24 protein-coding genes, 5 tRNA genes, 1 other RNA gene and 1 pseudogene are annotated in these 25,354 nt (G+C 52.8%); 21 read left to right on the forward strand and 10 right to left on the reverse strand.

The features are described 5' to 3' along the window. Window positions 1-17: 17 nt before the first annotated feature. The 20 genes and pseudogenes from E0L21_RS01620 (at window position 18) to pnuC (ending at window position 13,768) form a co-directional block, all read left to right on the forward strand. Window positions 18-918 (forward strand): annotated as a pseudogene (locus tag E0L21_RS01620) (MFS transporter). Between the two features lie 651 nt (window positions 919-1,569). Beyond that, complete coding sequence (gene cydA / locus E0L21_RS01625) at window positions 1,570-3,138, forward strand: cytochrome ubiquinol oxidase subunit I (RefSeq protein WP_017455947.1); 1,569 nt, start codon at window positions 1,570-1,572, stop codon at window positions 3,136-3,138. A gap of 15 nt (window positions 3,139-3,153) precedes the next feature. Further along, window positions 3,154-4,293: a cytochrome d ubiquinol oxidase subunit II gene (cydB, locus tag E0L21_RS01630; protein ID WP_131406311.1), complete on the forward strand. Its 1,140-nt coding sequence runs from the start codon at window positions 3,154-3,156 to the stop codon at window positions 4,291-4,293. A 14-nt stretch (window positions 4,294-4,307) separates the two neighbouring features. Continuing rightward, window positions 4,308-4,421, forward strand: a complete 114-nt coding sequence (gene cydX, locus E0L21_RS01635; RefSeq protein ID WP_004100325.1) for a cytochrome bd-I oxidase subunit CydX — start codon at window positions 4,308-4,310, stop codon at window positions 4,419-4,421. Next, window positions 4,421-4,714 carry a cyd operon protein YbgE gene (gene ybgE / locus E0L21_RS01640; RefSeq protein WP_131406312.1) on the forward strand — a complete coding sequence of 98 codons (294 nt, stop codon included), beginning with the start codon at window positions 4,421-4,423 and terminating at the stop codon, window positions 4,712-4,714. Before cydX ends, ybgE begins: the two co-directional genes overlap by 1 nt. A gap of 148 nt (window positions 4,715-4,862) precedes the next feature. Further along, entirely contained in the window at window positions 4,863-5,267 is a 405-nt protein-coding gene (ybgC, locus tag E0L21_RS01645; protein WP_017455950.1) for a tol-pal system-associated acyl-CoA thioesterase, read from the forward strand. Next, window positions 5,264-5,956 (forward strand): Tol-Pal system protein TolQ, encoded by a 693-nt coding sequence (tolQ, locus tag E0L21_RS01650; protein ID WP_017455951.1) that lies wholly within the window; start codon window positions 5,264-5,266, stop codon window positions 5,954-5,956. The genes ybgC and tolQ overlap by 4 nt, the downstream gene beginning before the upstream one ends. 3 nt (window positions 5,957-5,959) lie before the next feature. Beyond that, the gene (gene tolR / locus E0L21_RS01655) at window positions 5,960-6,388 is read left to right on the forward strand and encodes a colicin uptake protein TolR (protein WP_017455952.1); all 429 of its coding nucleotides are present in this window, start codon (window positions 5,960-5,962) and stop codon (window positions 6,386-6,388) included. A 39-nt stretch (window positions 6,389-6,427) separates the two neighbouring features. After that, a complete protein-coding gene (gene tolA, locus E0L21_RS01660) occupies window positions 6,428-7,690 on the forward strand; it encodes a cell envelope integrity protein TolA (protein WP_131406313.1) in 1,263 nt (420 codons plus the stop codon). 132 nt (window positions 7,691-7,822) lie between these two features. Further along, window positions 7,823-9,115 (forward strand): Tol-Pal system beta propeller repeat protein TolB, encoded by a 1,293-nt coding sequence (tolB, locus tag E0L21_RS01665; RefSeq protein ID WP_131406407.1) that lies wholly within the window; start codon window positions 7,823-7,825, stop codon window positions 9,113-9,115. A gap of 33 nt (window positions 9,116-9,148) precedes the next feature. Next, entirely contained in the window at window positions 9,149-9,661 is a 513-nt protein-coding gene (gene pal / locus E0L21_RS01670) for a peptidoglycan-associated lipoprotein Pal (protein WP_017455955.1), read from the forward strand. Between the two features lie 9 nt (window positions 9,662-9,670). Further along, window positions 9,671-10,477, forward strand: a complete 807-nt coding sequence (gene cpoB / locus E0L21_RS01675; RefSeq protein ID WP_131406314.1) for a cell division protein CpoB — start codon at window positions 9,671-9,673, stop codon at window positions 10,475-10,477. Window positions 10,478-10,641: 164 nt separating this feature from the next. Next, a tRNA-Lys gene (locus E0L21_RS01685) sits at window positions 10,642-10,717 on the forward strand. A 123-nt stretch (window positions 10,718-10,840) separates the two neighbouring features. Beyond that, a tRNA-Val gene (locus E0L21_RS01690) sits at window positions 10,841-10,916 on the forward strand. Between the two features lie 3 nt (window positions 10,917-10,919). After that, a tRNA-Lys gene (locus E0L21_RS01695) sits at window positions 10,920-10,995 on the forward strand. Window positions 10,996-11,132: 137 nt separating this feature from the next. Beyond that, window positions 11,133-11,208: transfer RNA gene (locus E0L21_RS01700), tRNA-Lys, on the forward strand. Window positions 11,209-11,256: 48 nt separating this feature from the next. Then, window positions 11,257-11,332: transfer RNA gene (locus E0L21_RS01705), tRNA-Lys, on the forward strand. 94 nt (window positions 11,333-11,426) lie between these two features. Further along, a non-coding RNA gene (locus tag E0L21_RS01710) (RtT sRNA) lies at window positions 11,427-11,562 on the forward strand. Between the two features lie 404 nt (window positions 11,563-11,966). Then, window positions 11,967-13,010 (forward strand): quinolinate synthase NadA, encoded by a 1,044-nt coding sequence (nadA, locus tag E0L21_RS01720; RefSeq protein ID WP_131406408.1) that lies wholly within the window; start codon window positions 11,967-11,969, stop codon window positions 13,008-13,010. 38 nt (window positions 13,011-13,048) lie between these two features. Continuing rightward, a complete protein-coding gene (pnuC, locus tag E0L21_RS01725) occupies window positions 13,049-13,768 on the forward strand; it encodes a nicotinamide riboside transporter PnuC (protein WP_131406315.1) in 720 nt (239 codons plus the stop codon). Here pnuC and zitB read toward each other — a convergent pair. Both zitB and E0L21_RS01735 read right to left on the reverse strand, forming a co-directional pair. Continuing rightward, on the reverse strand, window positions 13,765-14,697 hold the full coding sequence (zitB, locus tag E0L21_RS01730) for a CDF family zinc transporter ZitB (RefSeq protein WP_131406316.1): 933 nt from the start codon (window positions 14,695-14,697) through the stop codon (window positions 13,765-13,767). The two genes, pnuC and zitB, sit on opposite strands and share 4 nt — an antisense overlap. Window positions 14,698-14,824: 127 nt before the next feature. Beyond that, window positions 14,825-15,202, reverse strand: coding sequence for a protein YbgS (locus E0L21_RS01735; RefSeq protein ID WP_131406409.1), 378 nt, complete (start codon window positions 15,200-15,202; stop codon window positions 14,825-14,827). A gap of 318 nt (window positions 15,203-15,520) precedes the next feature. On the opposite strand from E0L21_RS01735, the gene aroG reads away from it, so the two are divergent. Further along, on the forward strand, window positions 15,521-16,573 hold the full coding sequence (aroG, locus tag E0L21_RS01740; protein WP_131406317.1) for a 3-deoxy-7-phosphoheptulonate synthase AroG: 1,053 nt from the start codon (window positions 15,521-15,523) through the stop codon (window positions 16,571-16,573). Between the two features lie 56 nt (window positions 16,574-16,629). Here the strand turns inward: aroG and gpmA are convergent, their stop codons facing one another. The 8 genes from gpmA to modF all read right to left on the reverse strand — a co-directional run bounded on the left by gpmA (window position 16,630) and on the right by modF (window position 25,329). Beyond that, window positions 16,630-17,382, reverse strand: a complete 753-nt coding sequence (gene gpmA / locus E0L21_RS01745; RefSeq protein ID WP_131406318.1) for a 2,3-diphosphoglycerate-dependent phosphoglycerate mutase — start codon at window positions 17,380-17,382, stop codon at window positions 16,630-16,632. A 207-nt stretch (window positions 17,383-17,589) separates the two neighbouring features. After that, complete coding sequence (gene galM, locus E0L21_RS01750) at window positions 17,590-18,630, reverse strand: galactose-1-epimerase (protein ID WP_131406319.1); 1,041 nt, start codon at window positions 18,628-18,630, stop codon at window positions 17,590-17,592. Then, entirely contained in the window at window positions 18,624-19,772 is a 1,149-nt protein-coding gene (gene galK / locus E0L21_RS01755) for a galactokinase (protein ID WP_131406320.1), read from the reverse strand. Before galK ends, galM begins: the two co-directional genes overlap by 7 nt. Before the next feature lie 2 nt (window positions 19,773-19,774). After that, complete coding sequence (gene galT, locus E0L21_RS01760; protein ID WP_131406321.1) at window positions 19,775-20,821, reverse strand: galactose-1-phosphate uridylyltransferase; 1,047 nt, start codon at window positions 20,819-20,821, stop codon at window positions 19,775-19,777. Between the two features lie 10 nt (window positions 20,822-20,831). Continuing rightward, window positions 20,832-21,848: a UDP-glucose 4-epimerase GalE gene (gene galE / locus E0L21_RS01765; protein ID WP_131406322.1), complete on the reverse strand. Its 1,017-nt coding sequence runs from the start codon at window positions 21,846-21,848 to the stop codon at window positions 20,832-20,834. Between the two features lie 216 nt (window positions 21,849-22,064). Further along, window positions 22,065-22,760 carry a site-2 protease family protein gene (locus E0L21_RS01770; protein ID WP_235855187.1) on the reverse strand — a complete coding sequence of 232 codons (696 nt, stop codon included), beginning with the start codon at window positions 22,758-22,760 and terminating at the stop codon, window positions 22,065-22,067. Window positions 22,761-22,763: 3 nt separating this feature from the next. Then, window positions 22,764-23,684 carry a DUF2167 domain-containing protein gene (locus E0L21_RS01775; RefSeq protein ID WP_131406411.1) on the reverse strand — a complete coding sequence of 307 codons (921 nt, stop codon included), beginning with the start codon at window positions 23,682-23,684 and terminating at the stop codon, window positions 22,764-22,766. 175 nt (window positions 23,685-23,859) lie between these two features. Continuing rightward, window positions 23,860-25,329, reverse strand: coding sequence for a molybdate ABC transporter ATP-binding protein ModF (gene modF / locus E0L21_RS01780; RefSeq protein WP_131406323.1), 1,470 nt, complete (start codon window positions 25,327-25,329; stop codon window positions 23,860-23,862). Between the last annotated feature and the right edge of the window lie 25 nt (window positions 25,330-25,354).

Genomic DNA, 25,354 nt, shown 5'->3' on the forward strand with positions numbered 1-25,354 from the left:
GCAACCAGGTTGAGGCTATGAATAAAAATACGCAGGCAACGCCACGTGGCTTAATCGCTCTGTTTGCGATAGCCAGCGGTTTATGTGTAGCGAATGTCTATTACGCGCAGCCATTGCTGGATGCACTGGCGCAAAGCTTTGGGATCAGCCAGGCGGCTGTCGGCGGTGTAGTGACGGCAACACAAGTGGGATCGGCGCTGGCATTACTGCTGTTAGTGCCACTGGGCGATCTTGTTGAGCGACGCCGGTTATTGTTGGTGCAGTTGCTGGCGCTGGTTACCCGTCATTCGCAGCACGATGATTTCTGTCGGCTGGTTGCGTTTGATGGCCTCGATGCTGGGGCTGCTACGTACGGATCGCGTCCTGCAAATCCGTGGTGTGTTGGCGTTGTTGATGTTTGCCGCCTTTAATATTTTCTGGAGCGCAATGGTGCTGCCGTTAAGTGCGGCACCGTTTGGTTTCTCCCATACGGTAATTGGCTTGTTTGCCCTGGCGGGCGTTGCGGGCGCGCTGGCGGCAGCAAAAGCCGGGCGTGAAGTAGATCGCGGTAATGCGCAGCGCACAAGTATGCTGGCGCTCCTCTTGCTACTTCTGGCGTGGTGGCCGCTGTCACGGCTGGAATACTCTTTACCGTTGCTGATCGTGGGCATTGTTTTGCTCGATCTCGGCGGGCAGGCCTTACATGTCACAAATCAAAGCCTGATTTTGCGTACCGACGCATCTCAGCACGGCAGACTGGTGGCGTTATATATGCTGTTTTACGCCATCGGCAGCGGGTTGGGCGCGATGGCAACGACGGCGGTGTATGCTGTTTTCGGCTGGCAGGGTGTTTGTTTGCTTGGCGCAGCAGTAACTTTGCTGGCGCTTATCGTCTGGGTCGCAACCCGGCGCTGGATGCTTGTTAATAATAACCTGTAAAATAAAAGGGTATTCGTGTGCCAGGAAATAGCAAGAATAATCACTGAGCGGTGTTAAGTCTGATAATCGTGTAAGTGAAATAATTGTAAAATAAACAAGATAACCACCCGTTTTAATTCTACGACGCCCTTCAGATGCCACGGTTGTCTCATTTTTTACATGAATGATAAACGTTAAATAAAGTCGCCATTATTTATCTTTAACCGCCGATTGATAACCATGGATGGCGTTAAAATGAACATGTCGTTAACAATGTTTTTACTGCGGTTATACATCGGATACAAAATTAACAATACCGAATAAAATTGATTTAAATCAATATTTAAAAGCTTGGAAAAGAAGCTGAAAATCGTTAAATTGTCGCCGATCAAATTGGTGCAAAAGTAGTAAATTCGCTATAAATTGATCACTGTCGAAAAACGTAAAACTAACTCAATAAAAACCTTTTTATTGTAAGGGTTTTACGGAGTAATATATGCGTGAGATCAATTCGAGTTTTTTATTAACCTGGTTGTAACTTTTTTCATTCATTGCCACGCTTTATGTGATGTGAATAAAACAGTGCAGCAATTTTGTATTGGGGCATGCGTGTGAACCTTCGCTAACGGGGGTTTACTCTCGGAGTCTTCATGCGATGAGCAAGGAGTCATAATGTTAGATATAGTCGAACTGTCGCGCTTACAGTTTGCCTTGACCGCGATGTACCACTTTCTGTTTGTGCCACTGACGCTTGGTATGGCGTTTCTGCTGGCAATTATGGAAACGGTCTACGTCCTCTCCGGCAAACAGATTTATAAAGATATGACCAAGTTCTGGGGCAAGTTGTTTGGTATCAACTTCGCACTGGGCGTGGCTACCGGTCTGACCATGGAGTTCCAGTTCGGGACTAACTGGTCTTACTATTCCCATTATGTTGGGGATATCTTCGGTGCGCCGCTGGCCATTGAAGGTTTGATGGCCTTCTTCCTCGAGTCAACGTTTGTAGGTCTGTTTTTCTTCGGTTGGGATCGTCTGGGCAAAGTACAGCACATGGCAGTGACCTGGCTGGTGGCTCTTGGCTCTAACTTGTCCGCACTGTGGATTCTGGTTGCAAACGGCTGGATGCAAAACCCGATTGCTTCTGATTTCAACTTTGAAACCATGCGCATGGAGATGGTGAGCTTCGCTGAACTGGTACTTAACCCGGTTGCACAGGTGAAATTCGTTCACACTGTGGCCTCGGGTTACACCTGTGGCGCGATCTTCATTCTTGGTATCAGTTCCTACTACCTGCTGCGCGGGCGCGACATTGCTTTCGCTAAACGCTCTTTTGCTATCGCTGCTAGCTTCGGTATGGCTGCGGTGCTGTCTGTTATCGTGCTGGGTGATGAATCCGGCTACGAAATGGGCGACGTGCAAAAAACCAAACTGGCTGCGATTGAAGCCGAATGGGAAACTCAGCCTGCACCAGCGGCGTTTACCCTGTTTGGCGTGCCGGACCAGGATAAGCAAGAAAACAAATTTGCTATCCAGATCCCATACGCGCTGGGCATCATCGCGACCCGTTCTGTTGATACCCCGGTTATTGGTCTCAAAGATCTGATGGTGCAGCATGAAGAGCGCATCCGTAACGGTATGAAAGCGTATCAGTTGCTGGAGCAACTGCGCGCAGGTTCTACCGATCAGGCCATTCGTGACCAGTTCAATAACATCAAGAAAGATCTTGGTTATGGCCTGCTGCTGAAACGCTATACGCCGAATGTGGCTGACGCGACAGAAGCGCAGATCAAGCAAGCGACTAAAGACTCTATCCCACGCGTTGCACCGCTGTACTTCGCGTTCCGTTTGATGGTGGCCGCTGGCGTACTGATGCTGCTGATTATCGGTGCTTCTTTCTGGACCGTGATTCGTAACCGCATCGGTGAGAAAAAATGGCTGCTGCGCGCTGCGCTGTATGGTATCCCGCTGCCGTGGATTGCTATTGAAGCGGGTTGGTTTGTTGCAGAGTACGGCCGTCAGCCGTGGGCGATTGGTGAAGTGCTGCCGACCGCGGTTGCGAACTCATCGCTGACCGTTGGCGATCTGCTGTTCTCCATGATTCTGATTTGCGGCCTTTATACGCTGTTTATGGTGGCGGAAGTGTTCCTGATGTTCAAATTTGCTCGCCTTGGGCCGAGCAGTCTGAAAACAGGTCGCTATCACTACGAGCAGTCCACCGTGGCTTCTCAGCCGGCACGCTAAGACAGGAGTCGTCAAATGATTGATTATGAAATATTACGTTTTATCTGGTGGCTGCTGGTTGGCATTCTGCTGATTGGTTTTGCGGTCACCGATGGCTTCGACATGGGCGTGGGTATGCTGACCCGTGTGCTTGGTCGTAGCGACACCGAACGCCGCGTGATGATCAACTCCATCGCGCCGCACTGGGACGGTAACCAGGTTTGGCTGATCACCGCCGGTGGCGCGTTGTTTGCTGCCTGGCCGATGGTTTACGCTGCCGCTTTCTCCGGTTTTTATGTGGCGATGATCCTGGTGCTGGCTTCACTGTTCTTCCGTCCGGTTGGTTTTGACTACCGCTCGAAGATTGAAGATATGCGCTGGCGTGGCATGTGGGACTGGGGCATCTTCATCGGCAGCTTTGTACCGCCGTTGGTGATCGGTGTGGCATTCGGTAACCTGCTGCAAGGCGTGCCGTTCCACCTCGATAACGATATGCGCCTGTTCTACACCGGTAACTTCTTCCAGTTGCTGAACCCGTTTGGTCTGTTGGCAGGCGTGGTGAGCGTGGCGATGATCCTGACCCAGGGCGCGACTTATCTGCAAATGCGTACCGTCGGCGAACTGCATCTGCGTGCTCGTGCAACGGTACAGATTGCTGCGCTGGTTACACTGGTTTGCTTTGCATTGGCCGGTGTATGGGTGGTTTACGGTATCGATGGTTACGTGGTGACTTCCGTGATGAATCATCACGCAGCGTCTAACCCGTTAACCAAAGAAGTGGCGGTACAGGCTGGAGCCTGGCTGACCAATTTCAACAACATGCCTGTGCTGTGGCTTGTGCCGGCGCTGGGTGTGGTGTTGCCACTGCTGACCGTGCTGACGGCGCGTCTCGATAAAGCCGCCTGGGCGTTCGTGTTCTCTTCACTGACGCTGGCATGCATCATCCTGACTGCTGGTATCGCCATGTTCCCGTTCATCATGCCGTCAAGCACCATGCTGAAAGCAAGCCTGACCATGTGGGATGCGACATCGACTCAGTTGACGTTGAACCTGATGACTTATGTGGCGTTGGTCTTTGTGCCGATCATTCTGCTGTACACCACCTGGTGTTACTGGAAAATGTTTGGTCGCATCACCAAAGAGCACATTGAAAGCAACACCCACTCTATGTACTAAGTAAGGAGCAAAATATGTGGTATTTCGCATGGATTTTAGGAACGCTTCTTGCCTGTGCTTTTGGAGTGATTACCGCGCTGGCGCTGGAACATGTTGAAGCGACCAAAGCCGGGAAAGAAGAACACTGATGGAAAAAATTATCGCAAACCTGTATGCGGTAATGGATAAGGGCCCGTTAAGGGCCCTTTCCTTAATAATGGCATTACTGCTGGCGGGCTGTATCTTCTGGGATCCCTCCCGTTTCGCGGCCAAAACCAGCGAGCTGGAGATTTGGCACGGGCTGTTATTAATGTGGGCGGTATGCGCCGGTGTTGTTCATGGTGTCGGTTTTCGCCCGCGCGCGCTTCACTGGCAGGGTTTTTTCTGCCCGCCAGTCGCTTTTCTGGCCCTGCTTGCGGGACTTGTTTTTTTCTTCGTTTGAATAAGAAATATCCGTTATCCTCATGGGCTTGCAAAAGCCCATAAATTTTTACTCTCTGTTTACCTCAACCCATTCCAAAGCCTCTTGCCCGCGCGTATAGTAGCGAAGTTTAAAAGCTCTAACTTTTTTTGCATTACCGGGATGTAAAGTGAATACAACGCTGTTTCGATGGCCGGTTCGGGTCTATTACGAGGATACCGATGCCGGTGGCATGGTTTACCACGCCAGCTACGTTGCTTTTTATGAAAGAGCCCGCACTGAGATGCTGCGCCACCATCACTTTAGCCAACAGGTTCTGTTGGCTGAGCGCGTTGCATTCGTGGTACGCAAAATGACGCTGGAGTATTTTGCACCCGCCAGACTCGACGACATGCTCGAAGTCCAAACGGAAGTTACATCAATGCGCGGGACCTCGATGGTTTTCTCGCAGCGGATTGTCAACGCAGAGAATAAAGTGCTGAACGAAGCTGAAGTGCTAATTGTCTGTGTTGATCCACTCTTAATGAAGCCTCGTGCGCTTCCCAAGTCTATTGTCGCGGAGTTTAAGCAGTGACTGACATGAACATCCTTGATTTGTTCCTGAAGGCTAGCCTTCTGGTCAAACTTATCATGTTGATTTTGATTGGTTTTTCTATCGCATCCTGGGCAATCATCATCCAGAGAACGCGCATCCTCAACGCTGCAGGGCGTGAAGCGGAAGCCTTTGAAGACAAGTTTTGGTCCGGTATTGAACTGTCTCGTTTGTATCAGGAAAGCCAGGGACGCCGCGATAATCTAAGCGGCTCGGAACAAATTTTTTATAGCGGTTTCAAAGAGTTTGCTCGCCTGCACCGCGCTAACAGCCACGCGCCAGAAGCGATTGTTGAAGGGGCATCAAGAGCGATGCGTATTTCGATGAACCGCGAACTGGAAACGTTGGAAAACCACATTCCTTTCCTTGGTACCGTGGGTTCTATCAGCCCGTATATTGGTCTGTTCGGTACGGTATGGGGGATCATGCACGCCTTTATCGCGCTGGGTGCGGTGAAGCAGGCGACGTTGCAAATGGTTGCGCCAGGTATCGCCGAAGCGTTGATCGCAACAGCCATCGGTCTGTTTGCTGCTATTCCAGCGGTTATGGCTTACAACCGACTGAACCAGCGCGTGAACAAACTGGAACTGAATTACGACAACTTTATGGAAGAGTTCACGGCTATTCTGCATCGCCAGGCATTTGCCAGCAGCGACAGCAACAAGGAGTAAGCCATGGCCAGATCGCGTGGACGAGGCCGTCGTGACCTCAAGTCTGAAATCAACATAGTACCGTTACTGGACGTGTTGTTGGTGCTGCTGCTGATCTTTATGGCGACGGCACCGATCATTACGCAAAGCGTTGAGGTTGATCTGCCGGATGCGACACAGTCGCAAACCGTCAGCACCAATGACGACCCTCCGGTCATTATTGAGGTTTCCGGTGTCGGACAGTACAGCGTGGTGGTGGAAAAAGATCGTATGGATCAACTGCCGCCGGAGCAGGTGATTGCGGAGGCGCAGCGTCGCCTGCAGTCCAATCCGAAAACCGTGTTCTTAATCGGCGGGGCGAAAGATGTGCCGTACGATGAAATCATTAAAGCGCTGAACCTGTTACATAGCGCGGGTGTTAAATCAGTCGGCTTGATGACGCAGCCTATCTGATCACCGGCTTAACAGGCGGACAGTTTTTGGGAACCGAGAGTGTCAAAGGCAACCGTACAAAACGACAAGCTTAAGCGAGCAATAATCATTTCAGCTGTGCTGCACGTAATCCTTGTGGCGCTGCTGATTTGGAGCTCGTTTGATGAGCATATTGATGCTTCTTCAGGCGGCGGCGGTGGCTCTGCGATTGATGCGGTGATGGTCGATCCGGGCGCTGTGGTGGAAAATTACAATCGCCAACAGCAGCAGCAAGCCAGTGCGCAGCGCGCTAAAGAGCAGCGTGAAAAACAGGCGCAACAGCAAGCGGAAGAACTGCGTGAAAAACAGGCCGCCGAGCAGGAGCATTTAAAACAGCTGGAGCAGGAACGTTTGCAGGCGCAAGAAGCGGCACGCGAACAGGCTGAACAGCAGAAAAAAGCGGAAGAGGCGGCAAAACAGGCTCAACAGCAGCAGAAACAAGCTGAAGAGGCTGCCGCGAAAGCCGCCGCTGACGCAAAAGCAAAAGCTGACGCGCAGGCAAAAGCAGCGGAAGAAGCGGCGAAGAAAGCGGCTGCCGACGCACAGAAAAAAGCGGAAGCCGAAGCCGCGAAAGCGGCCGCTGACGCACAGAAAAAAGCCGAAGCGGAAGCCGCGAAAGCGGCTGCTGATGCGAAGAAAAAAGCCGAAGCGGAAGTCGCGAAGAAAGCGCAGGCTGAAGCGGCTAAACAAGCCGCCGCCGAGAAAGCAGCGGCTGAAAAAGCCGCTGCAGCAGAGAAGGCCGCCGCTGAAAAAGCTGCCGCTGAGAAAGCAGCAGCGGAAAAAGCCGCCGCTGAGAAGAAAGCCGTGGCGGCAAAAGCGGCAGCCGACAAAAAAGCGGCTGCAGAGAAGGCCGCAGCAGCCAAGAAAGCGGCAGCACAGAAAGCGGATGCCGCTGGCGTTGACGATCTGTTTGGCGATTTAAGCTCCGGTAAGAATGCACCGAAAACGGGTGGTGGAGCGAAAGGGAATAATGCAGCGCCCGCCGGTTCTGGTAACACTAAGAACAATGGCGCGTCAGGTGCAGACATTAATAACTATGCAGGGCAGATTAAATCGGCTATCGAAAGCCGCTTCTATGACGCCTCCTCCTATGCGGGGAAAACCTGTACGTTACGTGTCAAACTGGCGCCAGACGGTATGCTGTTAGATATTCAGTCGGAAGGTGGCGATCCGGCGCTTTGCCAGGCTGCACTTGCTGCAGCGCGACAGGCAAAAATGCCGAAACCGCCAAGCCAGGCTGTATACGAAGTGTTCAAAAATGCGCCGCTGGACTTTAAACCTTAAGGTACACTTTCCCTCGCAATCTGCGGGGGAGATCGTGCAGAAGGTGTCCTGACGTGGGTAGTTTTGTCTTATTGAGTTTGTTAAAATTCTGCTAAATTATCGCGGGTTTTCCGCCCGGATAAGGGAGATATGATGAAGCAGGCATTACGTGTTGCATTTGGTTTTCTGATGCTGTGGGCAGTTGTGCTGCACGCAGAAGTACGTATCGAGATCACCCAGGGGGTGGACTCGGCACGCCCGATCGGCGTCGTGCCTTTCCAGTGGGCTGGCCCTGGCGCTGCGCCTGAGGATGCAGGCGGTATCGTTGCTGCGGATCTGCGCAACAGCGGCAAATTCAATCCACTCGATCGTTCACGTCTGCCGCAGCAGCCTGGCAGTGCTCAGGAAGTACAGCCAGCCGCATGGTCAGCGCTGGGCATTGATGCGGTGGTGGTCGGCCAGGTGACCCCGAATCCTGACGGCAGCTACAATGTTGCTTACCAACTGGTGGATACCGGTGGCGCACCGGGAACCGTACTGGCACAAAACTCCTTTAAAGTGAACAAACAATGGCTGCGTTACGCCGCTCACGCTGCCAGTGACGAAGTATTCCAGAAACTGACCGGCATTAAAGGTGCGTTCCGTACTCGTATCGCTTACGTTGTGCAGACGGCGAACAGCCAGTTCCCGTATGAACTGCGCGTTTCCGACTATGATGGTTACAATCAGTTCCTGGTGCATAAATCTCCGCAGCCGTTGATGTCTCCGGCATGGTCACCAGATGGCTCCAAACTGGCATACGTGACGTTTGAAAGTGGTCGTTCTGCACTGGTTATCCAGACACTGGCTAACGGCAGTGTTCGTCAGGTTGCTTCGTTCCCGCGTCACAACGGTGCGCCGGCGTTCTCTCCGGACGGTTCTAAACTGGCATTCGCACTGTCGAAAACCGGTAGCCTGAACATTTACGTCATGGATATCGGCTCTGGCCAGATCCGTCAGGTGACCGATGGTCGCAGCAACAACACGGAGCCGACCTGGTTCCCTGATAGCCAGACACTGGCTTTCACCTCTGACCAGGCTGGGCGTCCGCAGGTTTATAAAGTGGGTATTAATGGCGGCGCAGCACAGCGTATCTCCTGGCAGGGTTCGCAGAACCAGGACGCGGATATCAGCAGCGACGGCAAATTTATGGTGATGGTTAGCTCTGACGGTGGTCAGCAGCACATCGCTAAACAAGATCTGGAAGCGGGTGGCGTACAGGTTCTGACGTCAACGTTCCTGGATGAAACGCCAAGTCTGGCACCAAACGGCACAATGGTAATCTACAGCTCTTCTCAGGGGATGGGATCCGTGCTGAATCTGGTTTCTACAGATGGGCGTTTCAAAGCGCGTATTCCGGCGACTGATGGACAGGTTAAATTCCCTGCCTGGTCTCCGTATCTGTAATAATAAATAATTGATTATAAAGGAATCAAAGAAATGCAACTGAACAAAGTGCTGAAAGGCCTGATGCTGGCTCTGCCTGTAATGGCGATCGCTGCATGTTCTTCTCACAAGAATGCAAGTGACCAGAGCGGCGAAGGCATGATGGGTGCTGGCACTGGCATGAACGGTAGCGGCAACATGTCCTCCGAAGAACAAGCGCGTCTGCAAATGCAACAGCTGCAGCAGAACAACATTGTTTACTTCGATCTGGACAAGTATGACATCCGTTCTGACTTCGCAGCGATGCTGGATGCTCACGCTAACTTCCTGCGTAGCAACCCGTCCTACAAAGTTACCGTTGAAGGTCACGCTGACGAACGTGGTACTCCGGAATACAACATCTCCCTGGGCGAACGTCGTGCTAACGCCGTTAAAATGTATCTGCAGGGTAAAGGCGTTTCCGCTGACCAGATCTCCATCGTTTCTTACGGTAAAGAAAAACCTGCAGTACTGGGTCACGACGAAGCGGCTTACGCTAAAAACCGTCGCGCCGTACTGGTTTACTAAGAGAATTGCATGAGCAGTAACTTCAGACATCATCTGTTGAGTCTGTCGTTACTGGTTGGCATAGCGGCCCCCTGGGCCGCTAATGCTCAGGCGCCAATCAGTAGTGTCGGCTCAGGCTCGGTCGAAGACCGCGTCACTCAACTCGAGCGTATTTCCAATGCTCACAGCCAGCTTTTAACTCAACTCCAGCAACAACTCTCCGATAATCAGGCCGATATTGATACGCTTCGTGGGCAAATCCAGGAAAATCAGTATCAATTGAACCAGGTGGTTGAACGCCAACAGCAAATTTTGCAGCAGATAGGCAATCTTAGCAGTGGCGGTGCGGCGGGACAGACGCAGCAGACGTCCGGCGATCAGAGCGGTGCGGCAACGCAGGCTCCGGCAGCGGATGCTGGTGCAAATACGGGGGCGACAACCAGTGGCGCGCCCGTACAAAGCGGTGATGCTAATACCGATTACAATGCGGCGGTTGCGCTGGTGCAGGATAAAGCCCACCAGGAAGATGCTATCGCTGCATTCCAGAATTTCGTCAAAAAGTATCCTGATTCAACCTACATACCGAATGCCAACTACTGGCTCGGTCAGTTGAATTACAACAAGGGTAAAAAAGACGATGCTGCTTATTACTTCGCTTCAGTGGTGAAAAATTTTCCGAAGTCGCCTAAAGCGCCAGACGCTATGTACAAGGTCGGTGTGATTATGCAAGACAAAGGGGATGCAGCAAAAGCGAAGGCGGTCTACCAGCAGGTGGTCAGTAAATACCCTGGCACCGAGGGTGCGAAACAAGCGCAAAAACGTCTTGGTTCGATGTAATGCATACCACAAGACCAGAAATCGAGCTTTTTCTGGTCTTGTCGCATGAATCATAAGCAGTTAAGTGATATACATCGAAATTGTTGTTGCGCTGAGTTCTTAAATCAGTAATATATGCCGCCGTTGCCAAGGGATATCACACAGACCTGAAGCAATGCGAAAGTGGGTCGTTAGCTCAGTTGGTAGAGCAGTTGACTTTTAATCAATTGGTCGCAGGTTCGAATCCTGCACGACCCACCACTTTAACATCCTGGCGAAGATGTTAAGCGTGAAGGATAGCGTTGCGTAGCAACGGCCCTTGGGCCGGGCAAAAGCCTAAGCATCCTCACGAATACCGCTTAAAGTAGTATCCAGCGTAGTATCGGGTGATTAGCTCAGCTGGGAGAGCACCTCCCTTACAAGGAGGGGGTCGGCGGTTCGATCCCGTCATCACCCACCACTCGGGTCGTTAGCTCAGTTGGTAGAGCAGTTGACTTTTAATCAATTGGTCGCAGGTTCGAATCCTGCACGACCCACCAATTTAACATCCCTGTAATGATGTTAAACGTGAAGGATAACGTTGCGTCAGTAGCGTCCGGCTAAAACCGAACTATCCTGCACGATCAACCACTTAATGTGGTCATACTAAAATTATCTTCGAAGTCGCTACCCGTATGGGTCGTTAGCTCAGTTGGTAGAGCAGTTGACTTTTAATCAATTGGTCGCAGGTTCGAATCCTGCACGACCCACCACTTTAACATCACGTTGGTGCTGGTTAACTTCGAAGAACAATCCCGAAAGGGTCGTTAGCTCAGTTGGTAGAGCAGTTGACTTTTAATCAATTGGTCGCAGGTTCGAATCCTGCACGACCCACCAATGTAAAAAAGCGCCCTAAAGGCGCTTTTTTGCTATCTGCTCAACTTAAAGATTCGACAAAATTGTCGGGAACAATTTTGAACAACGCGCAGCGTTGGCCCGTAGGGCGAGTCTCAGGATGAGACGAGTAACTCTGCAGCAGGTTCGAGTCGAACGTAGTGAGACAACGGAGCCGCTTGCGGTGACAACCCGAAGGGCGAGCGAAGCGAGTCATCCTGCACGACCCACCAATGTAAAAATGGCGCTGGCGGCGCTTTTTTGCTATCTGCTCAAATTGAAGATTCGACAAAATTGTCGGGAATAATTTTGAACAACGCGCAGCGTTGGCCCGCAGGGCGAGTCTCAGGATGAGACGAGTAACTCTGCAGCAGATTCGAGTCGAACGCAGTGAGACAACGGAGCCGCTTGCGACGACGACCCTAAGTGCGAGCGAAGCGAGTCATCCTGCACGACCCATCCATGTAAAACGGCGCTGGCGGCCCTTTTCTGCTTTCCACACTCTCGCAAAATTTCCCACGACATTTTTTGCTCAATCAGCTATCTTGTTTAGTATATAAAACACCGGAGCGCTAATGACGTCACGCATTTGCGTTGTTCTGGTAATTAAGTTAAGCAAGCAAAACGAGTAAGCATGATGAGCGTAATGTTTGATCCTGAAACCGCAATCTATCCGTTTCCGCCAAAACCCACACCGCTAAACCTGCACGAGAAGCAGTTTTACCGCGAGAAAATCAAGCGCTTGCTCAAAGAGCGAGATGCGGTGATGGTTGCGCACTACTATACCGACCCGGAAATTCAGCAACTGGCGGAAGAGACGGGCGGTTGTATCTCTGATTCGCTGGAGATGGCGCGTTTCGGTGCCAGACATTCCGCCTCAACGCTGCTGGTAGCAGGCGTACGTTTTATGGGGGAAACCGCCAAAATCCTCAGCCCGGAAAAAACCATCCTGATGCCGACATTGCATGCGGAATGCTCGCTTGATCTTGGCTGCCCAATCGAGGAGTTCAGCGTTTTTTGCGATGCACACCCGGATCGTACCGTGGTGGTTTACGCCAACACCTCTGCGGCTGTGAAAGCGCGTGCCGATTGGGTTGTGACCTCAAGTATTGCGGTGGAGTTGATCGAGCATCTCGACAGCCTTGGCGAGAAAATTATCTGGGCTCCGGATCGTCATCTTGGCAACTATGTACAAAAACAGACCGGCGCGGATGTGCTGTGCTGGCAGGGCGCGTGCATCGTACATGACGAATTTAAAACGCAAGCGCTAACGCGCATGAAAGCGCTTTATCCTGATGCTGCCATCCTCGTGCATCCAGAATCACCGCAGTCAGTCGTGAACCTGGCAGATGCTGTCGGCTCAACCAGCCAGCTTATTGCCGCGGCAAAAACGCTGCCAAATAAGGAACTTATCGTCGCGACCGATCGCGGTATCTTTTATAAAATGCAGCAAGCCGTGCCGGAAAAAGAGTTGCTGGAAGCGCCTACGGCAGGAGAGGGGGCAACTTGTCGCAGTTGCGCGCATTGTCCGTGGATGGCGATGAACGGTCTAAAAGCGATCGCTGAAAGCCTGGAAAACGGTGGTGCGGAGCATGAAATCCACGTTGATGCCGCGCTACGTGAAGGCGCGCTGTTGCCGCTTAACCGCATGCTGGATTTTGCGGCTACACTACGTTCTTAGTGAATAATCAATGCGTAGTAATACGCTGTGGGGAAAGAATGGATTTTTTTAGTACACAGAATATCCTGGTGCATATTCCGATTGGCACTGGCGGGTACGATCTGTCATGGATTGAAGCCACAGGCACACTGGCAGGCTTATTGTGCATCTGGCTTGCCAGCCTTGAGAAGATCAGCAATTACGCGTTTGGTCTGATCAACGTCACGCTGTTTGCGATTATTTTCTTCCAGATCCAACTGTATGCCAGCTTACTGCTGCAGCTGTTTTTCTTTGCCGCCAACATTTATGGCTGGTATGCCTGGTCGCGGCAAACCTCGCAGAATGAAGCCGAATTGCAAATCCGCTGGCTGCCGTTACCCAAAGCGATGAGCTGGCTGGCGGTATGTGTTGTAGCGATAGGCTTGATGACCTTCTTTATCGATCCGGTCTTTGCTTTCCTGACGAAAATCGCCGTTGCCGTCATGCAAGTGTTGGGGCTGAAGGTGATCATGCCGCAATTGCAGCCCGATGCGTTCCCGTTCTGGGACTCCAGCATGATGGTGCTCTCCATCGTGGCGATGATCCTGATGACGCGCAAATACGTTGAGAACTGGCTGCTGTGGGTGGTGATTAACGTGATAAGCGTAGTGATCTTCGCGCTGCAGGGCGTCTGGGCGATGTCACTGGAATATCTGATCCTGACCTTTATCGCCCTTAACGGCAGCAGGATGTGGATTAATAGCGCGCGTGAGCGGGGTTCTCACGCGCTTTCGCATTAATGTGAGTGTGAATGGTGGTGGTCAGGCTGCGTCTCGCCCAGATGGCAATCTGGCCCACTACAGGGCTGGTACTCCATCTGTACCGTCGCATGCTCTATCTCATAATGATGCGCCAGAAAGTGGTGGATCTCACCCAGCAACTTGTCATGATCGCGCGGTGGGATCACCTGTACATGCAGCGTCATGAGCAGTTTTTCGCCGACCAGCCAGACATGTACGTGATGAACATCGCGTACCTCCGGGATTGCGCGTCTCAGATGTCGCTGCAACGCGCCAATATCCATCGAGCCCGGCGCACCTTCCAGCAGTTCGTTAACGCTCTCTTTCATTAGCCGCCATGCACTGCGTAACACCAGCGCAGAAACCAGCACCGAGAGTATCGGGTCAATCGGTGTCCAGCCAGTGAACAAAATCACCAGCGCTGCAGCGATGGCACCAACAGAACCCAGTAAGTCACCCAGCACATGCAGCGCGGCGGCGCGGACATTGAGGTTCTTCTCTTCGCTCCCCCGGTGCAGTAACCAGAACGCCAGCACATTGGCCACAAGTCCCGCAATCGCGATAACCATCATGGTCAAACCTGCAACGGGTTGCGGATGGGTGAAACGCTGAATCGCTTCCCAGACAATCCACACGGTAATCAGCACCAGCGCCAGTGCATTTATGAACGCTGCCAGCGTGGTCAGACGCAACCAGCCAAACGTGCGATGCGCACTGGGTGGCTGGCGCGCAAAATAGACCGCTAATAACGCAAAAAGCAGCGCAGCGGCGTCGGTCAGCATATGGCCGGCATCGGCAAGCAACGCCAGAGAGCCGGACACCAGGCCGCCAACCACTTCGATAACCATAAAAACAGCGGTAACGACAAAGGCCAGCAACAGGCGACGGGCGTTGGCATCAGCGGGAGTATGCGAGTGTGAATGCGCCATGGGCAGGTCGTTCCTTGTAATTATTTTAACGCCTTACATCATTACAGATTTTTCAGTTTGCGGGGGAGATCGGAGAGAAAAAAGTAAGGAGAGCCGAAGCTCTCCCTGGTCGTTTATGCACCGGATTTTACTGTGTTGTGCCATCGGTTTTCTTATCGACGCTATGGTTGTTACCGCTTTCGGTTTCAACCTTTTTATTCACATCCGGGCAGCGACCGTCTTTACACATGGTGTTTTTATGCACCTCATCTTTGCTCATATGCTGCTTTGCGCTGTGATGGGTGGTCGAATTGGTATTCATGCTACCGTTGTTAATCTGGCTGTTATCCACGTTGTTTGGCGCAACATTCTGTTTTGCGTCCGGTGCCGGTTGACCCGCAGCCGCTGCGGCATTGGCATCGCCGTTACTGTCGTTGGAAGATGCTGTATCGGCAGCGTAAGCTGCGCCACCTGCGAACGTCAGCGTCGTCGTTAGTAAAAGTGTCGCTAATTTATTCATTTTCATCATGATGCTCCTGTTGCGGTCGTTTTTACCGCCCTTGAGGCCAGTAAAAGCAGCGCGAACGAATTATCACGCTCAGTGGTTTAAGATGCCATTCTTGTGCGATATGGCAGCATGGAATAGCGATAAAACGAAAAATAAAAGTGTTAACAGTTAAAAAGTGTAGTGCTGATATCTCCACTCGCTACTTTTTAACGCAATTTGCCCGTATTCCAGGAATTATCCGGCTGAAGTGTAAAATCGCGTTTACACTTCGCGGCTGACGAGATAGATTGGAAAGATTGCATTCATCAAAAAAAGTATGGCCAGACTGGAACGAACATGAATTATCAGAACGACGACTTACGCATTAAAGAGATCAATGAGTTATTACCTCCTGTAGCACTCCTTGAAAAATTCCCCGCCACTGAAACCGCCGCCAACACGGTCTCACATGCCCGCAAAGCGATTCACAAGATCCTGCGCGGTAATGACGATCGTCTGCTGGTGGTTATCGGACCGTGTTCCATTCATGATCCTGCGGCGGCGAAAGAGTACGCTTCGCGTCTGCTGGCATTGCGGGAAGAACTCAAAGGCGATCTGGAAATCGTTATGCGCGTTTACTTTGAAAAACCGCGTACCACGGTGGGCTGGAAAGGGCTGATTAACGATCCGCACATGGATAATAGCTTCCAGATTAACGACGGTTTGCGTATTGCGCGTAAGCTGCTGCTGGAAATCAACGACAGCGGTTTACCGGCGGCGGGGGAATTCCTCGATATGATCACCCCGCAATACATGGCCGATCTGATGAGCTGGGGGGCGATTGGCGCGCGAACGACGGAATCTCAGGTGCACCGTGAGCTGGCTTCCGGTCTCTCGTGCCCGGTGGGGTTCAAAAACGGCACCGATGGCACGATTAAAGTCGCCATTGACGCGATTAACGCCGCAGGCGCGCCGCACTGCTTCTTATCCGTCACCAAATGGGGCCACTCCGCCATTGTGAACACCGCCGGTAACGGTGACTGCCACATTATCCTGCGCGGTGGTAAAGAGCCGAACTACAGCGCAAAACATGTTGCGGAAGTAAAAGTTGGCCTGCAGAAAGCTGGTCTGGAGCCGCAGGTAATGATCGACTTCAGCCATGCCAACTCCAGTAAACAGTTCAAGAAACAGATGGAAGTGGGCGCGGATGTTTGCCAGCAGATCGCCGGGGGTGAAAAAGCCATTATCGGTGTGATGATTGAAAGTCATCTGGTGGAAGGCAACCAGAGCCTGGAGAGCGGTGAACCGCTGGTATACGGTAAAAGTGTTACCGACGCCTGCATCGGTTGGGAAGACACTGAAACTCTTTTGCGCCAACTTGCGGCGGCGGTAAAAATGCGACGCAGTTAACGGTTGCACAACAAAAAAAGCGTGGAGGGCTCCACGCTTTTTTTATGGGCGAAAACTTACTTCGCTTTGCCCTGGTTCGCTACCGCAGCAGCTTTCGCGGCGATCTCATCCGCATTACCCAGGTAGTAGTGTTTCAGCGGTTTGAAGTTTTCGTCGAACTCATAGACCAGCGGCACGCCAGTTGGGATATTCAGTTCGAGGATCTCTTCTTCACTCATGTTATCGAGGTATTTCACCAGCGCGCGCAGGGAGTTACCGTGAGCGGCGATGATCACGCGCTCACCGCTTTTCAGGCGCGGCAGAATGGTGTCGTTCCAGTAAGGAATGACGCGATCGATGGTCAGCGCCAGGCTTTCGGTCTGCGGCAGCTCGGCATCGGTCAGTTTTGCGTAGCGCGGATCGTGGCCCGGGAAACGTTCGTCATCTTTGGTCAGCGCTGGCGGAGTCACAGCAAAGCCGCGACGCCACTGTTTAACCTGATCGTCACCGTATTTTTCAGCGGTTTCAGCTTTGTTCAGACCCTGCAGCGCACCGTAATGACGCTCGTTGAGCTTCCAGCTTTTCTCTACCGGTAACCATGCCTGATCCAGCTCGTCCAGCACGTTCCACAGCGTATGGATGGCACGTTTCAGCACCGAGGTATAAGCAAAATCGAAGGTGTAGCCTTCCTCTTTCAGCAGTTTGCCTGCCGCTTTCGCTTCGCCAACGCCTTTTTCAGACAGATCAACATCGTACCAACCGGTGAAGCGGTTTTCGTTGTTCCACTGGCTTTCGCCATGACGAACCAGAACCAGCTTAGTAACAGCCATACACTTACTCCTGTGAGCCTGATTGAATGATAACAATTCTCATTATATTGCCGTGAGCGTGCTCCCGGCAACGGTTACCCATAACCATAGCGAAAATAGCCGCCGAGTGTAAGGTGCTTGTGAATCGGGGGTTATGGTTTTGTCGACAAGTGGCGCTTATTTCAGCAAAGCGGGTAGAAAAAGCCCTCCAAACGGAGGGCGGGGGGATTACTGCGCAATAAAGTGGTATTCCGTCAGGCTGACATAAACATCGCCGGGAAGTAAGAAGCAGTCCGGCTGCGGGAAATCCGGGCGGTTCGGGCTGTCAGGCAAAAATTCGCTCTCCAGTGCCAGGCCTTGCCACGCATTATAGGTTTTGCCACCGCGCGCTGGCGTTCCTTCCAGATAATTACCGGAATAGAACTGGAGCGCAGGCGCGCTGGTATATACCGTCATTTGCAGCTGTTTATCCGCTGACCACAGATGCGCGGCGGGCTGGCTGACATCGCCTTTTGCCTGCAATAAAAACGCGTGGTCGTAACCTTTCACAACGCGTTGATCGTCCTCGGCCAGAAAATCCTGCGCCACGGTTTTCGGTGTGCGGAAATCAAAGCTGGTCCGCTCAACGTTTTTTAACCCGTCAGTCGGAATGCCCATCTCATCAACAGGCAAGTAGGCATCCGCCAGCAGTTGCAACGTGTGGTTGCGAACATCTGACTGATCGCCATCAAGGTTGAAATAAGCGTGGTTAGTCAGATTGACCGGGCACGGTTTATCGGTGGTTGCACGGTATTCAATGGCGAGCCGGTTATCGTCACCGAGGCGGAAATGCGCCCGTGCATGAACGTTACCCGGGAATCCCTGATCGCCATCCGGCGAATTTAGAACAAAGACCACTTCGTCATCATTCTGCCGCTCTATCAACCAACGCCGTTTATCGAACCCTTCCGGGCCGCCATGCAGCTGATTTTCACCCTGGCTTGGCGTCAACGTATAGGTGTGACCATCCAGCGTGAAGCGACTTTTGGCGATACGGTTGGCGTAACGACCTACCGACGCGCCCAGATACGCCGATTGTTGTAAATAGTGTTCAGGTGTGGCGCAGCCCAGCAGCGCTTCACGCACGGAACCATCTTTTAACGGTACGCGCGCGGATAACAGCGTCGCGCCCCAGTCCATCAATGTCACCACCATCCCGGCGCTATTGCGCAGGGTGATCAGGCGAAAGGGCAGCCCGTCCGGGGCTGCTGCAGAAGCTTCGTTTAGCACTGTCCTGCTCCCTGTGAAGGTTTGCAAACATAGAAGGTTTCTTTGATACCGGTTTTAGCTTCGTACTGGCTTTCTACTGCCTGTTTCACCGCCGGTACCAGTGCTTCCGGTACCAGTGCGACAACACAGCCGCCGAAGCCGCCGCCCGTCATACGTACGCCGCCCTGGTCACCGATGGTCGCTTTGACAATCTCAACCAGCGTATCGATCTGCGGGACGGTAATTTCAAAATCATCACGCATAGAAGCATGAGACTCGGCCATCAGCACGCCCATGCGTTGCAGATCGCCTTTCTCCAGCGCTGTCGCGGCTTCTACAGTACGGGTGTTTTCGGTCAGCACGTGGCGCACGCGTTTAGCGACCAGCGGATCCAGCTCATGTGCCACTGCATTGAACTGGTCGATGCTAACGTCGCGCAGCGCTTTTTGCTGGAAGAAGCGCGCACCGGTTTCACACTGCTCGCGGCGCGTGTTGTACTCACTGCCAACCAGTGTGCGTCTAAAGTTACTGTTGATGATGACAATCGCTACGCCTTCTGGCATCGACACCGCTTTGGTGCCCAGCGAGCGGCAATCGATCAGCAGGGCGCTGCCTTTTTTGCCCAGCGCCGAGATAAGCTGATCCATGATGCCGCAGTTACAGCCGACAAACTGGTTTTCCGCTTCCTGACCATTAAGCGCAATTTGCGCGCCGTCCAACGGCAGATGATAAAGCTGCTGGAACACGGTACCGACTGCCACTTCCAACGAGGCCGATGAACTTAAACCCGCGCCCTGCGGTACGTTGCCGCTGATGACCAGATCCGCGCCGCCAAAACTGGCATCGCTTTTTTGCAGGTGTTTCACCACGCCGCGCACGTAGTTTGACCACTGCTGGCTGTCGTGAGTCACAATCGGCGCATCCAGCGAGAACTCATCGCTCTGGTTGTCATAATCGGCAGCGATGACCCGAACGATGCGGTCAGTACGCGGTGCGCAGCTAATGACCGTCTGGTAATCAATGGCGCAAGGCAGGACAAAGCCGTCGTTATAGTCGGTGTGTTCGCCAATCAGGTTCACACGACCCGGAGCCTGAATGGTATGGGTGGCAGGGTAGCCGAATTTTTCAGCAAACAGGGATTGTGTGTTCTCTTTCAGACTCATTGTTATTCTCCGGATTCGCGAAAATGGATATCACTGACTGCGCGTAGGCGTTCGGCGGCTTGCTCTGCCGTCAGGTCACGCTGGGTTTCGGCAAGCATTTCATAGCCGACCATAAATTTACGCACCGTGGCGGAACGCAGCAGCGGCGGGTAGAAATGCGCGTGCAGTTGCCAGTGGTCATTCTCTTCACCGTTAAACGGTGCGCCGTGCCAGCCCATTGAGTAGGGAAACGAGCACTGGAACAGGTTGTCATAACGGCTGGTTAGTTTTTTCAATGCCAGTGCTAAATCGTGGCGCTGTTCATCGCTTAAATCAGTGATGCGTTGCACATGCGCTTTCGGCAGCAGTAAGGTTTCAAACGGCCATGCCGCCCAGTAGGGAACCACCGCCAGCCAGTGGTCGGTTTCCACCACGGTACGGCTGCCATCGTTCAGCTCGCGCTTTGCATAGTCCAGCAACATCGGGGACTGATACTGCGCGAAATAGTCGCGTTGCAGACGGTCTTCACGATCGACTTCATTAGGCAGGAAACTGTTGGCCCAAACTTGTCCATGTGGGTGCGGGTTGGAACACCCCATGGCCGCACCTTTGTTTTCAAATACCTGTACCCACGGGTACTGCTGACCCAGCTCGGCGGTTTGCTGTTGCCAGGTTTTTACAACTGATTCCAGCGCATTGACGCTTAGTTCCGGCAGCGTTTTGCTGTGATCCGGGGAGAAACAGATCACCCGGCTGGTGCCGCGCGCACTCTGGCTGCGCATCAGCGGATCGTCGCTAACCGGCGCATCCGGCGTGTCGGTCATCAACGCGGCAAAATCGTTGGTGAACACATATGTGCTGGTGTAATCCGGGTTTTTATCTCCGGTTACGCGGGTATTGCCTGGGCAGAGGAAACAGTCCGGATCGTGTGCCGGCAGGGTTTGTTTCGCAGGCGTTTCTTGCGCCCCTTGCCAGGGGCGTTTTGCGCGGTGCGGAGAAACCAGGATCCACTGGCCGGTCAGCGGGTTGTAACGGCGATGCGGGTGATCGACCGGATTAAATTGCGTCATTACCATTCCTTTAATCGGGATAGCCCTGCGGGTGGCGTGACTGCCAGCGCCAGGTATCTTCTGCCATTTCGTCAAGTGTACGGGTTACGCGCCAGTTCAGCTCTTTATCGGCTTTGCTGGAATCGGCCCAGTAGGCCGGGAGATCGCCTTCGCGGCGCGGTGCGTAGTGCCAGGCCACCGGTTTGCCGCAAGCTTTACTGAAGGCGTTTACCACATCCAGCACGCTGCTGCCGACGCCCGCGCCGAGATTGTAAATATGCACGCCCGGTTTACCGGCCAGTTGTTGCATGGCGGCTACATGGCCGTCTGCCAGATCCATCACGTGGATGTAATCACGCACGCCGGTGCCATCTGGCGTTGGGTAATCGCTACCGAAAATAGCCAGTGAATCGCGGCGACCCACTGCAACCTGGGCGATATACGGCATCAGGTTGTTCGGGATGCCCTGCGGATCTTCACCCATATCGCCTGACGGATGTGCGCCAACCGGGTTGAAGTAACGCAGCAGCGCAATGCTCCACTCCGGCTGCGCTTTTTGCAGGTCGGTGAGGATCTGTTCCACCATCAGTTTGCTTTTGCCGTACGGGCTTTGCGGCGTGCCAGTCGGGAAGCTTTCCACATAAGGAATTTTTGGCTGATCGCCGTAAACAGTGGCGGAGGAGCTGAAAATGAAGTTTTTAACATTCGCTCCGCGCATGGCGTTAATCAGGCGCAGTGTGCCGTTCACATTGTTGTCGTAATACTCCAGCGGTTTCGCCACGGATTCGCCGACGGCTTTCAGCCCGGCGAAGTGAATCACCGCTTCAATGGCGTGATCGTGCAGGATCTCTGCGAGCAGCGCTTCATCGCGAATGTCGCCTTCGACAAACAGTGCAGCTTTTCCGCCAAAGCGCTCGATCTCATTGAGCACGCTGCGCTTACTGTTACAGAGATTGTCGAGGATGATAACGTCGTGGCCGTTTTGCAGCAGTTGGACGCAGGTATGACTTCCAATGTAACCGCTACCACCTGTAACCAGAACTCGCATAATTCCCTCCATAAAGCATTTGATATGAACAAACCTTAGCATAACAGAGAGGTGAAAACTGTGACATGGGATAAATTAGTGGAATCGTTTACACTCAATTTTCTGCTAGCCGGTTTGTGGGGTAAACGCCAGAAAAACCCCGCAATAGCGGGGTTCGTCCGACGCAAGTAAAAAGTCTTAAAATGGTGTCACTGCGGTGCAGCAACGCAGGCGGCGTCAGCGAAAGCCGGATAACGCCTCGTGGAGGTTATAAGTCATCAGGGAGAGCCAGGCAATCAGCCCAAAGTACAAAAGCGTATATTCCAGACGTTTGCCAGGGGTCAGTGTGTCGGTATTCGGTTGATCATGGCGCCGCGCCCAGATTTGCGATGCCGCAAGAAAGCACACCAGCAGTAACAGCGGGCTCGGGTGAAGGTAAAAGAAACCTAACAGTACAGGAATGCCCAGATACCAGATCTTGCGCGAGATGGCGACCGTAATGCGCCCGCCATCCAGCGGCGGCACGGGGATCAAGTTAAACAGATTGAGGACAAAACCTGAATAGGCCACCGCCATCAGCAGTGAACTGTGGAAATACTCTGCCAGATAGTAGCACCCCAGAGCGGCCAGTGAGCCGAGCAGCGGGCCGGCAATGCCGACCCAGGCTTCGGTTTCCGCATCTGGTAGCTCATCTTTCAGCGAGATCCAGGCACCCACGAAGGGGATAAACATCGGTAATCCCGTTGCTAACCCGCGTTGACGCGCCGCCAGATAGTGCCCCAGCTCATGGCAAAACAGCAGCACCACAAACCCTGTCGCATAAGGCCAGCCGAAGGCAAGCGCATAGGTTGCAATCGACAGCAGCATGGTGGCCCCGGAAAGGAAAAACTTCCCGAGGCTTGCTCCTTTAAGCAGCATTAAGAGCATGCTCATGGTTTACTCGGCTTTTTTGCGAAACAGCATTTTTTTCAGACCCATACCGAATGCTGCTACGGCTATCAGACCCAGTTTCCAGAATTTCAGCAACGTCACACCGATAAGTGCCAGCAAGCCCAATTTTTTCGCCGCCAGGCCGCCAATCAGCGCTGCCAGGCCATATTCGGCAATCTTGTCGGTAGAGGCATTAAAGTCGCTGTATTTTTTGCCGTCGTTAAAGCTCACGGCATCGAGTAACGTTTTGGCGAGCGGTTTTTCCTGCTCAACGGTGCCGCGATCGGTCACCAGGTTTAATGACAGATAACCTTCGCGACCCAGCAGGTAAGTGTTGTAGTTAACCCCCTGATCTTTTTCCGGCACGTTGCTGCCAATATCGCGGATAGCCGCAGACCAAATCAAGCGGTGCGAGGCCGCCTCGTAGGTGGGTTTTTCTACCCAACCCAATACTTCAATTGGCGGGATACCTTTTTCGCTACGCTCTTTATTGCCCGCTTTAGTCCCTTCCTGCAAATTACTCAGCAGTTCGTCGGCATCCCAGTCTTTGGCATCGTCATCTTTGATATAACCGGCATCGGCATATTCAATAGAAACAAAGCCAGAAATATCATTGCTAAATACCAGACCATAAAATGAGTTGTTATCAACATGGTTACCCAGCGCGCGCATAAATACCGCTGCCTGTTGTGGCGGAATATAGGCGAAGCCTTCCGGTAGGTTCAGGATCGCCTGATTACCAAGATCAATTTTATGCGGGCCGTGAATGCTGGCTCGCTGCATATTTTCAACGGCTTGTTTTAATTGTGTTTCCTGCCCGGAAGCGGGTGTTTGCGCACTCTCATCGGCGAAAGCGACACTGCACAAACCCAGTAACAGCGCCGCAGCCAGAGAAACGGCGCGAGTCATGCGGAATAATTGATTCATCATAGTCCCGTAATTTTTTACCCGGCGTCCATCGACGGGCTTTTTTCTTGCCATAACAAAAACTGGCCGCCGACAATTTTATGTTGCCAACTGACCAGTCAGAGATCGTTATTATGTTGCTTATTTAAAACGGGGCTATTACATCATATCCGGCTAAATTGAATCATCCCCCTAATTATTGTGGTGCAAGTTCATAGCGATAGCCGTCGCCTTCTGGCACAAATTCCAGGCGATGAGTAATACAAGCGGGCGCGTCTCCAGCATGGTGCGAAACAAATAAAAGTTGGGTTTCGCCTTCACTAATTAATACATCGACAAAGCGGCGAATAAGCTGGCGGTTTAAAGGATCAAGACCTTGTAACGGTTCATCAAGAATGAGCAGCGTCGGATGCTTGACCAGCGCACGCACAATCAGCGCCAGCCGCTGCTGACCCCAGGATAGGCTGCTAAACGGCGCGTCGGCGGTGCGTGCATCGAAACCTAAAATCTCCAGCCAGCGCTGTGCCAGTTTGTGTTGTTTGTCCGACACCGCCTGGTAAATGCCAATTGAGTCGAAATAACCAGAGAGGATGACGTTACGTACGTTGGTGCTGACGCGGTAATCCAGATGCAGGCTGCTGCTGACATAGCCAATATGCTTTTTGATATCCCAGATGGTTTCACCGCTGCCGCGACGACGACCAAACAGCGTTAAATCGTTGCTGTAGCCTTGCGGATGATCGCCGGTTATCAGGTTCAGCAGGGTGGATTTGCCCGCACCGTTCGGGCCGACGATTTGCCAGTGCTCGCCAGGGTTTACCGTCCATGAAAGGTGGTCGATTATTGGCCGGTCGTTATAGGAGACAACGCCATCGTTCAGCACGATAAGCGGCGCATCTGCGCTCAATGTTTCGCGCGCAGGGGGCGCGTCGGGTTCTGGTAATGCGATACCGGATAATTTTTCGCTGTGGGCCAGTTGGGCGATCAGCGCCTGTTGCAGCAGCGCGGATTTTTCTCCGGTTTCCGTGAGCACGCAATCCACCAGAACCCCGGCGTGCTGCACGAAATCCGGGATCTCATCAAAGCGGTTTAGCACCAGCACTAATGTATAGCCATCGGCATTGAGGTGTGCGAGCAGCTCCGCCAGTTGCTGGCGTGAGTGAACGTCAAGCCCGTCGAAAGGTTCATCAAGGATCAGTAAATCCGGTTCGGCCATCAGGGCCTGGCACAGCAGCGTTTTACGGGTTTCGCCGGTCGAGAGGTATTTAAAGCGCCTCTCCAGCAGATGCGAGATGCCAAACTGCGCCGCCAGTTGCGCGCAGCGCTGCGCGTCTTGCACCTCATCCTGAATAATCTCGGCGGTGGTACGCCCGGTATCCTCTTCATCGGGGCTGAGCATATCGGTGTTATTGCGTTGCCACTCGTCGATGACCAGCTTTTGCAACTGTTCGAAAGAGAGGCGGGTGAGGCGGGTAAACTGGCACTGGCGTTCACCTTTCAGTAAGGTCAACTCCCCCGCCAGTGCGCGAGCCAGTGCCGACTTGCCGCTGCCATTCGCGCCGACAAAAGCCCAACTTTCGCCAGCGCGTAGCGCCAAGTGTTCAATGTGCAACGTGCGGGTGTCGCTAAGACGAAACGTACCTTGCGAAATTTGCAATGATAACATTATGTATCCCATTTTTTGCAGCGTA

This window comes from Kosakonia quasisacchari, assembly GCF_004331415.1.
Classification (GTDB): Bacteria; Pseudomonadota; Gammaproteobacteria; order Enterobacterales; family Enterobacteriaceae; genus Kosakonia; species Kosakonia quasisacchari.